Raw genomic sequence first — 14179 nt, 5'->3', positions numbered from 1 at the left:
GCTATCCGCGCCGGTCGACGGGAACATTCGTTCAATCCGGAGCGGGCGCGGCCGGCGACAGTGGGCCCATGACGACGTCCTCCCGGGCCGCACAGCCCAACGACACCGGCCCGCCCGCGGGCCACGGCGACCCGCCCGCGGGCGGCAAGGGGTCACGCGCTGGCGACGGTGCACCGCGTGCGGGCACCGACGAGCGACCCGCTGACGATGCCGAGTCGCACGCAGGCGGCGAGGAGTCGCGCGCGGGCGATGGCAAGTCGTCGGCGGGTGCCGGAGGGGCGCACGTCGGCGATGGTCAAGCGCACGCCGGTACCGACAGGGGACTGGGCACCGGGCGCGCGTGGAACCGTCGTAGGCGGCGCGTCGTGGCCGTGGTCGTCCCGCTCGCGGTGATCATGCTGCTGTTGGTAAACGCGATGCTGGTGTCGAGGCAGGAAGGTGAACCCATGGGGGATTCGATGGTGACCGTTGCCGGTGGCAGCGTCCACGTACGGCAGGACGGGCCGCCCGATGCCCCGGTGCTGGTGCTGGTCCACGGGCTCGCCGGTTCGACCCGGTGGTGGGACGCCGTGGTGCCGGCGCTGGCCGCGTCGTACCGGGTCGTCCGGGTCGACCTGCTCGGGCACGGCGGGTCGGCCAAGCCGGCCGGCGACGGCTACTCGATCCCGGACCAGGGCCGCCGGGTGGGCGAGGTGCTGAACCGGCTCGGCGTACGGCGGGCCCTGGTCGTCGCCCATTCCACCGGCGGATACGTCGCCACCGCGCTCACCGAACAGCGCAATGACCTGGTGACCGCACTCGTACTCGTGGACACCGGGCCCCGGCTGGACGCCTTCATCTCGGACGGACCCGTCGGCCAGTTGTTGTTCGTGCCCGTGCTGGGGCAGCTGCTGTGGCGGGCGCGGACCGACGGCATTCTGCGCCGGGGACTGAGCACCGCGGTGAGTCGGCCCGGTTACCGGGTTCCACAAGGGATTGTCGACGACGTGCGCGGCATGACGTACCACTCGCTGACCGCGACGTCGAAGGCGGCCGAGGAATATCTGGGGCAGCGTCCGCTGCCCGAACGGCTGGCGGACCTCGGTCGGCCGCTGCTGGTGATCTTCGGCCAGCAGGACCGGAGGTGGCGGTCCTCCTCGGCCGCCGATTACCGGGCCGTCCCGGGCGCGACGGTCGAGGTGCTGCCCGACGTGGGGCACTCGCCCATGCTGGAGGACCCGCAGCGGACCGCGGCCCTCCTGCTGGCCTTCGCCGCCGGCCACTCCGGCCCCGCCACCGGCTCCCGCTGACCGCATCCGGCTCCGTCCGGTGGTTGCGGGCACGTCGTCGGAAAGCAGAAACAGACGAGGCGCGCCGAACTGGGGAATCTGAGTGCTGTTGGAGCGACACTGAGATTCCCCAGTCGGCGCAGCATCGGGTCGCGCTGTCGGCGTACCCGGAAGGGACCGGTCAGGGAGCCGGCTGGTCGCCGGCGGCGGCCGGGACGCGATCGGGTCGCGGCGGTGTGACGGGGTCGGACGGCGGGGGTGCGACGGGGTCGGACGGCGATGGGGTGGGGGTGGCCGGCGGTGACTGGCGGCGCAGGCCGCGCACGGAGGGCGGCAGCAGGGCCAGGGCGGTCGAGCCGGCCATCACGGCGGCCGTGACGACGAGCCAGTGGCGTTCGCCGAGCCGCTCGGCGACCGGGCCGACCAGGACCAGGCCGAGCGGGCGCATCACGAACGAGCCGACCTGGTCGAAGGCGAAGACCCGGGCCAGCTTGTCGGGGGCGATGTTCTGCTGGATCGCCAGGTCCCAGTTGACGCTGAAGATCTCCAGGCCGAAGCCGTGCAGGAAGGCGCCGGCCAGCACCACCCACAGCGGTACGGGCAGCGCCATGGCCAGCGGGAAGCAGGCGGTCAGGGCCAGGAAGGCGGTACCGGACAGCAGCATCCGGCTCGGGCGGTAGCGCAACGTGACGACGCCGCCGGCCATGAAGCCGACCATCAACGCGGCCAGGGACCAGCCCCACGCCGCCTCGCCGAAGATCCGGGTCACCATGACCGGCCCGACGACGCCCTGTACGCCGCCGTAGACCAGGTGGTAGACCAGCGCCTGGATGATCAGCACCCAGAGCCAGGTGTGCCGGAAGACCTCGCGGGCGCCGGCGCCCAGGTCGCCGAGGAGCGAGCCGGCCGCGGGGGCGGCCAGCGGCGCGACCGTCATGACGGTGAAGCAGACCGCCGCGGCGGCGGAGACCGCGGCGTTGACGCCGATCGCCCAACCCGGTCCGAAGAGACTGACCAGCAGGCCGCCGAGGCTGAAACCCAGCACCATGGCGGTGTTCTGCGCCAGCCGCAGCACCGAGACCGCGGTCGGCAGCGCCGCGGCGGGCACGGTCTGCGGCACCACGGCCCGGGAACTCGGACCGGCGATCGCGGCCAGGGCACCGTTGAGGGCGCTCATGACCGCGAGCATCGGTACGCTCGCCACGCCCGTACCCAGGCTCACCGCCACGACGGCCTGGGAGACGCAGGCCAGTGCGGCGGAGCCGCGCATCAGGGCGGTGCGGGAGAACCGGTCGCCGAGCACGCCGGCGAAGAGCGTGGTGACCACGTCGAGCAGCGCGTACGCGGCCACCACCAGGCCGAGGTCGGTGGCGGAACCGCCGAGCCGGAGCACCGCGAGCGCCATCGCCACGGGGGTGATCGCCGAGCCGAGACTGATCAGGGTGCGGCCGGCCATCAGCTGGCGGAAGGGTGGCGAGCGCCAGGGCGAGGCGGCATCCGGCGCGAGGATCGGGGCAGCGGTCATGGAGGGAAACTATTTCGCCAGCAAATAATTTGTCAACGAACTTTTCGCCACCGAACGACTGTTAGGATCCGGTCATGGGTCAGGACTTCGCCGACCGACACGTCGCCCGCTGGCGGGACCACTGGATCGACGTGTCCTTCGACGACGAGATCGAGGCCGCCACCGTCCGGATCGGCAAGGTCAACCGGCACTTCAAGGACAGCGCCCGGAGCGCGGCCACCGAGGTGGGCCTGCAACCCTCCGAGTACGAGACGCTGCACCACCTGATGATCCGGGACACCCCCGGTCGGGCCTCGCCGCGGGCGCTGGCGGAGGACCTCGGCGTCTCCCCGGCCGGAATGACCGGCCGGCTCGACGCCCTGGAGAGGGCGGGCTACCTCAAGCGCACCCCCAGCCCCACCGACCGGCGCGGCATCGAGGTGGAGGCCACCGGCGCGGGCGTGGCCATCTGGCGGCGGGCCATGGCGCTGCGCGGCCGCGACGAGGAGGCGCTGCTGGGCGTCCTGTCCCAGGGGGAGCTGGCCACCCTCAACCGGCTGCTCAAGAAGCTGACCACGACCATCGAGAGCGGCGACCAGCCCTGAGCCCCGGCGCCGCCACGGTCAGCCGGCGAGGAGCTTGTCGACGTCCGGCGCGTAAACGGTCATCCAGTGCGGGTGCAGCCGGTAGTAGACGATGTCCTCGTCCCAGTCGAACGCGTCGTCACCGTAGAAGTCCTTGAAGTACGCCAGCAGGTCCGGCCAGTCGGCGGCCGGCTCGCCGTCCCGGGGATTGAGAATCTCCACCCTGCCGTGGGTGAAGACGCCCAGATCCTCACCGCGCAGATGCGCGACACTGGCGGCGGGGCGGGCGGCGAGATGACGGGCCTTGGCGGCGCCGCGTGCCGTGCCGAAGTGCCACCGGCCGTGCAGGAAGTGCCCGTCCGCGCCGCTGATCCGCGGCTCGCTCCGCGCCGTCACGGTCGACAGTGCCAACGTGCACATGCCGGTCAGGACCTGGGTGAGCTGCCGCGCGGTGATGGTGCGCCCGTCGATGATCGAGCGGGCGTGGGCGGTGGAACGAGCCAGCGAAGCGTCGAGCAGGGTCTGGAGTTCGTCGAGTTCTGCTTCCGTCTCACGCATCGCGCCATCGTAGCCAGCGGATCCGTCACTTCCGCGGGAATCGGCCGCGACCCGGCGCGACCGCGGGGCTGTCCGCCGGCCCCACCGGTTCGCCGGATTCCGTTGGTCGGCCGCCCGGACGTACCGCGCGGCACGCACGACCCGCTGCGCGCAATCCCACCGGGCACGGGCGTTCGCCGTTTTTGTCGGTGGTCGCTGCCAGGATGTGCGCATGGAGTCAGCAAAGATCGTTCGTGAGCTGTGGGATCGCATGCAGGCCCGGGACTGGGTCGGGCTCGGTGGGTTGCTGGCCGAGGACGTGGTGGTGGAGTGGCCGGTCAGCGCCGAGCGGATCGTCGGCCGCGACAACTACGTACGGATTAACGCGGAGTATCCGGAGGGATGGTCCATCGACGTGCTCCGGATCGTGGCCGACGGCGAGCGGGTGGCGTCCGAGGTGGAGGTCCCGCACGACACCATGGGGCTGCACCGGGTGGCGTCGTTCTGGACGGTCCGGGACGGGAGGGTCGTCGACGGCCGGGAGTACTGGACGTGTCCGGGTTCGGACCCGTCGCCGCAGTGGCGCGCCGGGTACGTGCGACCGCTGTGACCGGGCCGCGGCCGGGGGAGGTGGGAAACGGCACCGGTACGGCATGCTGTGCCGGTGCGGTTTCGACACCACAAACGGTCGGGAGTACGGCGATGACATCAACCGGTGGCGGGCAGACCAACACCTGGGCCGCGGGTGACTATCCCGCCATGGCCGACCGCCTGCTCCCCGCCGCGGCGGCGGTGGTCGACGCGGCCGGGATCCGCGCCGGCCAGCGGGTGCTGGACGTCGGCACCGGCACCGGCAACGCCGCCCTGCTCGCCGCCCGCGCGGGTGCCCGGGTGACCGGCACGGACCCGACGGCGCGACTGCTCGCCGTGGCGGCCGGTCGGGCCGAGCGGGAAGACCTCACCGTCACCTGGCGCGACGGCGTCGCGGAACGGATCGACGCGCCCGACCACAGCTTCGACCGGGTGCTGTCCGTCTTCGCCTCGATGTACGCGCCCGACCCCCGGACCGCGGCCGGCGAACTGCTGCGGTGCTGTCGGCCCGACGGGCGGGTCGTGGTGGCCGCGTGGACGCCGGACAGTTTCATGTCCGCCACCAACCGGGCGATGGCGCCGTACCTGCCGCCGCCGGATCCGGCGGGTACGCCACCGGTCAGGTGGGGCGACCCGGACTTCGTCCGTGGGCTGTTCGGGGCGGCGGGAGCGTCGGTCGCCAGCGGTACGTCGTCGGTGCGTTTCGAGTTCCGCACCGCCGACGAGGCGGTCGGCTTCTGGACCCGTACCGCCGGTCACCTGCAGGCGCAACGGTCCGAACTGGAGTCGACCGGGGCGTGGGACGGGTTGCTCGCCGACCTGCGGCGCTGCTTCGTCGACGCCGCCGGCGGCGACACCGCACCGGTGGTGGTCCACTCGACGTACCTGTTGACCGTGGTCGAACCGGGCGGCGGCTCGGAGTCGGGCGGTGGCGACGGCTCAGGGTGACGACTCCGGCCGGGTCGGCAGCGGCGCGAGCACCTGGTTGCGGGAGTGCTGATAGATGATCGAGCTGCGGAAGCCGACGATCTCCCGCCGCTTGCTGACCTTGTCCATCAGGAACGCGTGCAACGCGTCCACGCTCGGCACGGCGACGTGGACCAGGAAGTCGTCGCCGCCGGCCACCACGAACACGGACAGCACCTCGGGCAGCGGGGTCACGTAGCGCTTGAACGACTCGATGACCTCGCGGCTGAGCGGCCGGACCTGCACGTGCAGCAACGCCTGCACGTGCCGGCCCAGCGCCGGCAGGCTGATCTCGGCGTGGTAGCCGGCGATCACGCCCCGCTCCCGGAGCGCGCGTACCCGCTCCAGGCAGGTGGACGGGGCGACGCCGAGCGCCCGGGCCAGGTCCCGGTTGGTCTGCCGGGCATCGCGCTGCAGATGCCGCACGATCGCCGAATCAAGTTCGTCCACGGCCGGAAATTCCCTTCGACGTCCGAATATCGTTCGATCATCGTCCAATTCAGACGTGGAGACGGCTAACTTTCGGCGTGTTGTCCGACTCACGTACGGAGGTTGTCGCCATGCGCCCGATCTCGCAGGACGGTCCGCCGAGCGGGTCCGGCCCGCCGCTGGAGCACGAGCAGGTCCGCGTCCGGCGCGGCCCGCGGTCCGGCGTACCGGTCGTCGTGGCCGTGCACTCGACCGTCCTGGGCCAGGCCATCGGCGGCTGCCGGCTCACCGGCTACCGGCACTGGACCGAGGCGCTGGACGACGCCCTGCGGCTGTCCGCCGCCATGACGGACAAGTGCGCCGTCGCGGGCCTGCCGAACGGCGGCGGCAAGACCGTCGTCGCCCTACCGACCGGGTACGTCCCGGGCCCGGCCGCCCGACGGGCGATCCTGCACGACGTCGCCGACACCATCGCCGAGCTGGCCGGCGCCTACGCGACCGGCCCGGACATCGGCACCGGCCCCCGGGACATGACCATCATCGCCGAACGCACCCCGTACGCCTTCTGCCGGCCGCCGGCGGACGGCGGCAGCGGTGACTCGTCGGTGCACACCGCCACCGGCGTCGTCGCCGCGCTGCGTGCCCTGTGCGCGGCCGCGTTCGGGTCGCCGGAACCGGCCGGCCGCCGCCTCGCCGTCCTGGGGCTCGGCCGGGTCGGCGGTCACCTCGCCCGGCAGCTCGCCGCCGCGGGGGCGGACCTCGTGGTGACCGACGTCGACCCCGGCCGGCGGGCCCTCGCCGACGAACTCGGCGCCACCTGGCGGGAACCCGAGGACGCGCTCGGGTGCGAGGTGGACGTGCTGGTGCCGGCCGCGCTCGGCGGCATCCTCAACCCGGACACGGTGCCGCGGCTGCGCTGCGCCGCCGTCGCGGGTCCGGCCAACAACCAACTCGACGCGCCCGCCACCGCCGACCTGCTGCACCGGCGCGGCATCCTGTGGGCACCGGACTTCGTGGTCAGCGCCGGCGGCATCATCCACGCCACCGCCGTCGAACTGCACCACGAGACCACCGAACGGGCCGTCGCCCGGGTCCGCGGCATCGGTGACACGCTGGCGCGCATCCTGGCCGACGCCGCGCGTACCGGCGACACCCCGGCCGCGGCGGCGCACCGGCTCGCCCGGCAACGCCTCGACGGGCGACGCCTCGACCTGGCAAGGCCGTGACCGGCAAGGCCGTGACCGGCAAGGCCGTGACCGGCAAGGCCGGCGTACCCTCGCCGACGCTCCCACTCCGCCGGACGCCCTGGACGACGCCGTCGCGCCGTTCCTGGACCGGTCCGCCGGCGAGACCGCCGAACAGCACCTCGTACCGCTCGTCCGGCGGGGTCTCGTCCGGCGCGGCACCGACTACGCGCTCACCGACACCGGCCGCACCCTGTTCGACACCCTGGCCGGCGAGGTACGGGTGACGCGCGAGCTGACCACGGCCGGCCTGACCGCCGACGACTACCGGCGGACGGTCGCCAGCCTGGAAACGATGATCAGGAACCTCGAACGCGGGTGAACCGGGCCGACCGGACGGCCGGCACCGCCCCGGTCCGCCGCCGCCAGTACGCCACGGTGAGCACGCCGAGCAGCGGGCCCCAGAGCAGTAGCGGCAGGTAGCTGACCACCAGGACCACGGTCTGCCAACCGCTGGTCATCGTGGCCGCCATCTCGGACAGCGGGCGGCCCTGCAGGTCACGCCCGGTGAGCGCGTTCACCGTGACGGCGGTCCACAGGAGGGTCAGCGCCAGCGCGCCGAGGGTCGCCGGGACGACGGCGGCCAGCGGCGGCACCCGCCGGCCGCGCAGGCCGGGCAGCCAGCGCGGCCACACCTCGCCCCAGCGGGCGATCAATCCGACGGCGGTGAACGCCACCACCTCGGAGAAGACCGACAGCAGCACCACGTACACCTCGACCGGCAGCCAGGTCGGCAGGTTGCCGCCGTCCTCGGAGCGCGCGGCGTCGCTGATCAGCGGCAGATGGCAGGTGACCGCGGCGATTCGCCACAGGCTCGCCGGCAGCGCCGTCAACGGTACGACGTAGGCGGTGATCGCCGCCCAGCGTGGCACGCCGGCCACCGGTGCGTGGGCGGCCCGCCACGCGGTACGCAGCCGTCCGACCGGTACGGATGCCTGGGTGAGCGTGGTCATGCGATCCCCTCCGGGGCGTCGGTTGTCGTTCCTCACCGACTCTCGCCGCCGGGACGGCCGGACACCTCGCTCCCGCACGGGAACACCCTCCCCCACGCGAGGGAGAGCCGAATCATGAAGCCGGTCCGGTGCTCCGACGGCGCCGGTCCGGTCCCGCCGGGGCGCCGGTCCGGTCCCGCCGGCGGGATGGGGCCGCGGTGACTCCGGACCGTCAGGGCAGCCGCTGGGCCGTGATCTGCTGCCCCCGCCGGGTGGAGTCGGTGAGCAGGCCGGCCAGGAAGGTCAACCACTGGGACACCATCACCAGGACCACCGTCGCGGGTCGGGCGGGGACCGCCAGCACCACCAGCGTCAGGATCCAGGTCGCCGCGACCGCGGCCCAGGTCCACGGGTGTCCCGACGGTCGCCGCACCGGCTGCCGGCCGCGTCGCGCGGCGACCAGGGACAGCACCGTGATCAGGAGCGGCACCACGGTGAAGAGGCCCTCGAAGACGAGAACCAGGGCCAGTGGTCGACCCTCGGCGGCGGACCGCTCGGCCAACAGAAACAACCCGTACATTCCCGTGATTGTGACGGACAGCGACCACCGGCGTCTGTCCATAAGGCATCGGCCGATCGGCCGGAAATCGAATCCGCCGGCGGTGAACCGGCGCCGTCCGGCCGGACCGCTCCACACCGGACGCCGGGCCGGGGGGAGGAACCTGGCGGTCGGCGGGCTGGGGAGGCTGTTCTCTCCGCCGACCGCCAGGTTCCTCGTGGGGGGAGGACAACGTACTGCCTCTACAGGCGTCGGTCGGACGCCGGGCGTTACACCAGCGATACAAAGGATCTTGCGGCGAACCGGTTACAACTTTAACTCTTCCGCAACAGGTTTATCTAATGGTATCTATATTCGCACTGATCATCCTTTACCCCCGGAGGACGACGTGCGGAGATCCCGTCTCGCTACCCTGGCCGCCACCTCGCTGACAGCCATCGTCGCCACGTTCACGCTGGCGAACCCCGCCCAGGCCGCCGCCGGCGACCGCTACGTCGCCCTCGGCGACTCGTACGCCGCCGGTCTCGGCGCCGGCAGTGAGAGCGGCAGTTGCAAGCGCAGCCCGAACGCCTACCCGGCACTGTGGGCCGCCGCCAACGCCCCCGCGTCGTTCACCTCGGTGGCCTGCTCCGGTGCCACCACCTCGGACGTGATCAACTCGCAGCTCTCCGCGCTGTCCAGCAGCACCACGCTGGTCAGCGTCACCGTCGGCGGCAACGACGTCGGGTTCAGCAGCATCATGACCACCTGCGTGCTGCAGGGCACCACCGAATGCGTCAACGCCGTCCAGGTGGCCGAGAACAAGGTGCAGAGCACGCTGCCGGGGCTGCTCGACAACGTCTACAACGGAATCCGGTCGAAGGCGCCGAACGCCCGCGTGGTGGTCGTCGACTACCCGGTCTTCTACCAGCTCGGCACGGTCTGCGTCGGACTCAGCGCCGAGTCCCGGGCGAAGATCAACGAGGGGATCAACCTGCTCGACGGGGTGCTCAGCCAGGCCGCCTCCCGGCACGGCTTCCGCTTCGCCGACGTGCGGTCCAGCTTCGTCGGGCACCAGCTGTGCAGCTACGGCAGCAAGTGGCTGCACGCCCTGAACATCGTCGACATCAACATCTCGTACCACCCGACCTCGGCCGGTCAGTCCGGCGGCTACTACCCGGTCTTCCGCTCCACGGCCGGCTGACCCCGCCTTGATGTGCGGAAGTGCCCCCGGTTATCGCTCTCTCCATAGCCGGGGGCACTTCCGCACACCTCCGGTCCACCACGACGCCGTGGTTCGAGGTCGTCGGCGCGTTCAGAGGTAATGGAGACCGACGCCCGGGGCGTACGTGCGGACGGCTTGGCCGAGGATTCGCGCGCCGCTGTCCGGGTGATGGTCGGACGGGGTCGGTGCATGGTCGACCATCCGACGCAGCAGCCGTCGGCGCGGTGGCCAGGGAACGTCCACCTCCACCAGATCGGGCGCGAAGTGGCTCACGCCGCCCATCGCCAGCCGACCGGTCACCGGCTCGCGAAGTCGGATCCGCACCCGGAGGCGGTCGAGCGGCCCGACCCGACCGATCGCAGTGATGACCTGCCACGGCAGGGCCAACTCGCGGTTGGCGCCCAGCCCGCGTCGCTGCCGGACGGTGAGCCCGTTCTCGTCCAGCGTCACGGTCCTCTTCGCGCCCAGCACGACCATGACGCCGGCCAGTAGGCCCAGGTCGAGCAGGGTCGCGACCGTGCCGTAGATGGTCCGCAGCGTCGGTCCGTACTCCTGCACCGAGGCGAGGACGATACCGACCAAGGTGACGGCCGCCATCATCGCGAAGAGCGGAGGCGCCGCCAACAGCCGCTCCAACGACGGCGGCGCCTCGAACACCAGGGGCGGCCCGGCCGGGGCCACCCCGGCCGAGACCGGCCCCGCCACACGGGTCGGCGGCAGCGCCGGTCGAACGAGTGGCGGTGCGTCGCGCCGGGTGGGCGGCAACGGCGAGCGCGGGGCCGGCGGCACCGGGTTCGCCGTGGTCGGGCTGGTCGGGTCGGTGACGCCCCACACCGTCGGCGCGGCTTCCTCCCGTACGGTCCAGACCGGTGCGGCGCCGGCTCCGTCGGCCGGTACGGCGTCGGCCCCGCCTCTCGTGCTGCGGACCGGTACGGCGTCGCCGTGTACCGCGGGTCGGTCGGGGTGTGGTGTCGTTCTGGTGGTGAGGGTGGTGAGGAGTTGGTCGGGGGTGGGTCGTTGGGTGGGGTTCTTGGCGAGGCAGGCGGCGATGACGGGTTGTAGTGCTGGGGGAACGGCGTTGAGGTCGGGTTGGTCGTGGATGGCGCGGTAGAGGAGGGCCATGTGTCCGCCGGTGGTGCCGAAGGGTGTGCCGCCGGCGGCGTGGGTGAGGACGGCGCCGAGGGCGAAGATGTCGCAGGGGGGTCCGACGGTTTTGTCCTGGATTTGTTCTGGGGCGAGGTAGCCGGGGGTGCCGATGAGCATGTGGGTGCCGGTGAGGCGGGTTTCTTGGAGGGCGTGGGCGATGCCGAAGTCGAGGACGCGGGGTCCGTCGTCGCTGATGATGATGTTGGATGGTTTGAGGTCGCGGTGGACGAGGCCGCAGGCGTGGATGGCGCGGAGTGCTTCGGCGAGGGCGGCGCCGAGGGCGCGTAGCGCGGTTTCGTCCATGGGTCCGTGGGTGGCGATGTGGTCGGCGAGGGAGGGGCCGGGGATGTAGGCGGTGACCATCCAGGGTGGGTTGGCGTCGGGGTCGGCGTCGACGACGTGGGCGGTGTGGAAGCCGCCGACTTTGCGGGCGGCGGCGATCTCGCTGCGGAAGCGGGCGCGGAAGGCGGGGTCGGCGCCGAGTTCGGCTCGGGCGACCTTGACCGCGACGGTCCGGCCGCCGGGGGAGCGGCCTTTGTAGACGCGGCCCATGCCGCCCTCACCGAGCCGTCCCACGAGGGCGTACTCCCCGACCACCCGAGGATCGGACCCGTCCAGCTCCAGCATCGACAAAAACACCCCGCCCCGTACGCGTCGCTGGTGCGTGCCCAGCGCAGCCTACGGGGCGGGGAACGGATCAAGGAAGCTGACCGGCGTCAGCCCGGTACGTAGTCGAAGGCGTCCGGGTTCGGGCCGTTGCGGCCGGCCTCGCCCTTGTCCAGGGCGCTGATCCGGTCCACGTCGGCCTGGTCCAGCTCGAAGTCGAACAGCGCGAAGTTCTCGGCGATCCGGCTCGGCGTGGTGAGACTGATGTCCTATCCAGGCAACCCACTTTGTCACGCGGCGTACCGGTGATCCGGGAGCTATGCGAGCGACCGGTCACGCTCCGGAGCGGTCGACCCGTCGCCGTAGAGCACCAGCCACGGCCGGACCGCCGGATCCGCCGCGCCCAGCACCGGGGCGGCCGGCTCGGCGCCGGCCAGCACCGCCGCGGCGCGCTCGGCGAACATCGGCGCGGCCGGGTGCGCGGACCGGGCCGGCCACGCCGCCGAGACCCGCCGCGCCAACGGCTGCCCGACCACCGGCCGCCAGGCCAGCCGCGGCTCGCGCCGGGCCAGCGCCGCCGGGCCGAAGGCCACCCCGTGCCCGCCGAGCACCAGGCCGAACAGGAACTCCGGGTTACCGGCGGGCCGGACCCGCCCGGGTACGTAGCCGTGCTCCCGGCACACCGTCAGCACGTGGTCGTGCCAGCCGGGTGCGGCGGCCCGGGGCGGGAGGATCAGGTCCAGCCCGGCCAGCGCGGCCAGCTCCAACTCCGGATCCCGGGCCAGCGCGCCGTCCCGGGGCAGCAGGACACCCAGCGGCTCCTCCACCACCCGGCCGAGGCGCAGGTCGTCGGCGGGCACGGGATGGTGCACCAGCCCGACGTCGAGCCGACCCTCGGCCAGCGTCCGCAGCTGCTCGGCGGTGGTCAGCTCGTGCAGGTCGACGTCCAGCCCCGGAGCCTGCTCGGCGAGGTCGGCCAGCAGCGTCCGCAGCGTCACCGCGGGGGTGTCCGGTGGCACCCCGGCCCGGAGCGTGCCCAGCGCGCCGTCCCGGACCTGGCGCATCAGGTTGTGCAGCCGCTCCTGCCCGGCGAGCAGGCTGTCCGCCTCGGCGAGCAGCAGTTGCCCGGCCGTGGTGAGCCGGATCCGGCGACGCGACCGGTCGAACAACTCCACACCGAGCTCGCGTTCCAACCGCTGGATCGACTGACTCAGCGGCGGCTGCGCGATGCCCAGCAGCTCGGCCGCCCGACCGAAGTGCAGCTCCCGCGCCACCACCACGAACTGCCGCAGGTGTCGGAGCAGGTCCACGGCGGCACCCTACGCCCCGGCTCTATCGTGAGGACGGTGCGGGATCGGGGGAGTGCGGCAGCCGAGCGGGTGGACCGGGTCTTCGCGCGGGTCGGGGCGACCGGTCACCTACGCGCGGTGGACCTGGCCGACGGGCGCGAACTGGCGGTCCGCGCCGACGAGCCGGTGGTGCTCGCCTCCGTCTTCAAGATCCTGCTGGTGCTGGAGTTCGCCCGGCAGGCCGCGGCCGGGCAGGTCGACCCGACCGAGCGGATGACCGTCCGGGCGGTCGACCGGCTGGGCGGCTGGGGCACCGGCGGCTGCGCGGACGACGCCGAGGTGTCCCTGCGTGACCTGGCCTACTTCGCCATGTCGGTGAGCGACAACACCGCCGCCGACCTGCTGCTGCGCCGGATCGGTGGGCGGGAGCTGCTGGTCCTGCTCGCCGCCGAGTTGGGGTTGACCGGGCTGCGGGTGATCGGCGGACCGCGGCAACTGGTCGAGTCGATGCTGGCCGACGTCGGTGCCCGGGACGAGGCCGAGTTCGCCCGGATCTTCCCCACCCTGTCGCCGGAGCGGGTCCGGGAACTGAGCATCTACGACCCCGAGCGGACCACCTCGGGCACCGCTCGCGAGATCACCCGGCTACTGGAACTGATCTGGACCGACCGGGCCGGCCCGACATCGGCCTGCGAGCTGGTCCGGGCGCTGATGGCCCGGCAGGTGTCCCGGACCCGGCTGGCCTCCGGCTTCCCGCCCGGCGTACGCGTGGCGGCCAAGAGCGGCACGCTGCCCCAGTTGCAGATGGAGGCCGGCGTCGCCGAGTTCCCGGCCGGTGAAAGGTACGCGCTGGCGGTGTTCGCCCGGGTGGACCGGCCCGGAGCCCGTCCGGTCGACGTCGACCTGGCCATCGGTGAGGCCGCCCGGCTGGCCGTCGACACCCTGCGCGCCCGCCCCTGACCGCTTCCCGCCCGCGCACCCGGCCACCGCCCGCCCGCGCACCCGCCACCGACCCCCCCGGCGCCGCAGCACCTCGCTGCGGGCCCTGAACACCGCCCCGCCGCGTTCGCGCGTCGTGGGCCGGGTCGTTTGTGCGCATCGGGTGTCGTTCCATTGACATCCTCCTCGCCCTGCAGGACGAGGATTCCCTCCACGCTGCGCGTGGAGGGCGCAACGTGCGGGTGGGTTACCGTTTCACTGCGCGCTGCCGGGACGAGTCCTGGTCTTATGTGCGCTCCGCGGTCGTTGAAGTCCGCCTGTCCGGCGGCCTTGATGTTGATGGCGGCGTTGACGTCTCGGTCGTGGGCTGCTCCGCAGGGG

The 14179-nt window shown here is 72.8% G+C and carries 14 protein-coding genes; 7 read left to right on the top strand and 7 right to left on the bottom strand.

The features are described from left to right. The first annotated feature begins 446 nt into the window (after positions 1-446). The gene (locus ACFOX0_RS15160) at positions 447-1289 is read left to right on the top strand and encodes an alpha/beta fold hydrolase (protein ID WP_377545978.1); all 843 of its coding nucleotides are present in this window, start codon (positions 447-449) and stop codon (positions 1287-1289) included. A 160-nt stretch (positions 1290-1449) separates the two neighbouring features. On the opposite strand, the gene ACFOX0_RS15155 is transcribed toward ACFOX0_RS15160, so the two are convergent. Next, positions 1450-2793, bottom strand: a complete 1344-nt coding sequence (locus ACFOX0_RS15155) for an MFS transporter (RefSeq protein WP_377545976.1) — start codon at positions 2791-2793, stop codon at positions 1450-1452. Between the two features lie 74 nt (positions 2794-2867). On the opposite strand from ACFOX0_RS15155, the gene ACFOX0_RS15150 reads away from it, so the two are divergent. Beyond that, positions 2868-3377 carry a MarR family winged helix-turn-helix transcriptional regulator gene (locus ACFOX0_RS15150; protein ID WP_377545973.1) on the top strand — a complete coding sequence of 170 codons (510 nt, stop codon included), beginning with the start codon at positions 2868-2870 and terminating at the stop codon, positions 3375-3377. An 18-nt stretch (positions 3378-3395) separates the two neighbouring features. Here ACFOX0_RS15150 and ACFOX0_RS15145 read toward each other — a convergent pair whose 3' ends face one another. After that, positions 3396-3914 (bottom strand): pyridoxamine 5'-phosphate oxidase family protein, encoded by a 519-nt coding sequence (locus tag ACFOX0_RS15145; RefSeq protein ID WP_377545971.1) that lies wholly within the window; start codon positions 3912-3914, stop codon positions 3396-3398. 211 nt (positions 3915-4125) lie between these two features. On the opposite strand from ACFOX0_RS15145, the gene ACFOX0_RS15140 reads away from it, so the two are divergent. Continuing rightward, positions 4126-4503 (top strand): nuclear transport factor 2 family protein, encoded by a 378-nt coding sequence (locus ACFOX0_RS15140; RefSeq protein WP_377545970.1) that lies wholly within the window; start codon positions 4126-4128, stop codon positions 4501-4503. A gap of 92 nt (positions 4504-4595) precedes the next feature. Continuing rightward, complete coding sequence (locus ACFOX0_RS15135; protein WP_377545968.1) at positions 4596-5432, top strand: class I SAM-dependent methyltransferase; 837 nt, start codon at positions 4596-4598, stop codon at positions 5430-5432. Here ACFOX0_RS15135 and ACFOX0_RS15130 read toward each other — a convergent pair. After that, complete coding sequence (locus tag ACFOX0_RS15130; RefSeq protein ID WP_377545966.1) at positions 5424-5900, bottom strand: Lrp/AsnC family transcriptional regulator; 477 nt, start codon at positions 5898-5900, stop codon at positions 5424-5426. The genes ACFOX0_RS15135 and ACFOX0_RS15130 overlap by 9 nt on opposite strands. 110 nt (positions 5901-6010) lie before the next feature. Here ACFOX0_RS15130 and ACFOX0_RS15125 point away from each other — a divergent pair, with 110 nt between their 5' ends. Continuing rightward, positions 6011-7105, top strand: a complete 1095-nt coding sequence (locus ACFOX0_RS15125; protein WP_377545964.1) for a Glu/Leu/Phe/Val dehydrogenase family protein — start codon at positions 6011-6013, stop codon at positions 7103-7105. 317 nt (positions 7106-7422) lie between these two features. On the opposite strand, the gene ACFOX0_RS15120 is transcribed toward ACFOX0_RS15125, so the two are convergent. Both ACFOX0_RS15120 and ACFOX0_RS15115 read right to left on the bottom strand, forming a co-directional pair. Next, positions 7423-8076 (bottom strand): hypothetical protein, encoded by a 654-nt coding sequence (locus ACFOX0_RS15120; RefSeq protein ID WP_377545962.1) that lies wholly within the window; start codon positions 8074-8076, stop codon positions 7423-7425. Between the two features lie 211 nt (positions 8077-8287). After that, entirely contained in the window at positions 8288-8635 is a 348-nt protein-coding gene (locus ACFOX0_RS15115; RefSeq protein ID WP_377545960.1) for a hypothetical protein, read from the bottom strand. 367 nt (positions 8636-9002) lie between these two features. Between ACFOX0_RS15115 and ACFOX0_RS15110 the strand changes: the two genes are divergently transcribed. Next, positions 9003-9797 (top strand): SGNH/GDSL hydrolase family protein, encoded by a 795-nt coding sequence (locus tag ACFOX0_RS15110; RefSeq protein WP_377545958.1) that lies wholly within the window; start codon positions 9003-9005, stop codon positions 9795-9797. A gap of 111 nt (positions 9798-9908) precedes the next feature. Here the strand turns inward: ACFOX0_RS15110 and ACFOX0_RS15105 are convergent, their stop codons facing one another. Beyond that, the gene (locus ACFOX0_RS15105) at positions 9909-11591 is read right to left on the bottom strand and encodes a serine/threonine-protein kinase (protein WP_377545956.1); all 1683 of its coding nucleotides are present in this window, start codon (positions 11589-11591) and stop codon (positions 9909-9911) included. A 296-nt stretch (positions 11592-11887) separates the two neighbouring features. Next, complete coding sequence (locus ACFOX0_RS15100) at positions 11888-12880, bottom strand: LysR family transcriptional regulator (protein ID WP_377545954.1); 993 nt, start codon at positions 12878-12880, stop codon at positions 11888-11890. A gap of 36 nt (positions 12881-12916) precedes the next feature. On the opposite strand from ACFOX0_RS15100, the gene ACFOX0_RS15095 reads away from it, so the two are divergent. After that, positions 12917-13819: a serine hydrolase gene (locus ACFOX0_RS15095; protein WP_377545952.1), complete on the top strand. Its 903-nt coding sequence runs from the start codon at positions 12917-12919 to the stop codon at positions 13817-13819. Positions 13820-14179 lie beyond the last annotated feature (360 nt).

The organism is Micromonospora zhanjiangensis, from assembly GCF_042650605.1.
Lineage (GTDB): Bacteria > Actinomycetota > Actinomycetes > Mycobacteriales > Micromonosporaceae > Micromonospora_J > Micromonospora_J zhanjiangensis.
This window is presented reverse-complemented; position numbering and strand designations above follow the sequence as displayed.

Coding starts and splice junctions, on each gene's coding strand:
- ACFOX0_RS15160 (WP_377545978.1), top strand. CDS start 447: ATGGGGGATTCGATGGTGACCGTTGCCGGTGGCAGCGTCCACGTACGG.
- ACFOX0_RS15155 (WP_377545976.1), bottom strand. CDS start 2,793: ATGACCGCTGCCCCGATCCTCGCGCCGGATGCCGCCTCGCCCTGGCGC.
- ACFOX0_RS15150 (WP_377545973.1), top strand. CDS start 2,868: ATGGGTCAGGACTTCGCCGACCGACACGTCGCCCGCTGGCGGGACCAC.
- ACFOX0_RS15145 (WP_377545971.1), bottom strand. CDS start 3,914: ATGCGTGAGACGGAAGCAGAACTCGACGAACTCCAGACCCTGCTCGAC.
- ACFOX0_RS15140 (WP_377545970.1), top strand. CDS start 4,126: ATGGAGTCAGCAAAGATCGTTCGTGAGCTGTGGGATCGCATGCAGGCC.
- ACFOX0_RS15135 (WP_377545968.1), top strand. CDS start 4,596: ATGACATCAACCGGTGGCGGGCAGACCAACACCTGGGCCGCGGGTGAC.
- ACFOX0_RS15125 (WP_377545964.1), top strand. CDS start 6,011: ATGCGCCCGATCTCGCAGGACGGTCCGCCGAGCGGGTCCGGCCCGCCG.
- ACFOX0_RS15120 (WP_377545962.1), bottom strand. CDS start 8,076: ATGACCACGCTCACCCAGGCATCCGTACCGGTCGGACGGCTGCGTACC.
- ACFOX0_RS15115 (WP_377545960.1), bottom strand. CDS start 8,635: ATGTACGGGTTGTTTCTGTTGGCCGAGCGGTCCGCCGCCGAGGGTCGA.
- ACFOX0_RS15105 (WP_377545956.1), bottom strand. CDS start 11,591: ATGCTGGAGCTGGACGGGTCCGATCCTCGGGTGGTCGGGGAGTACGCC.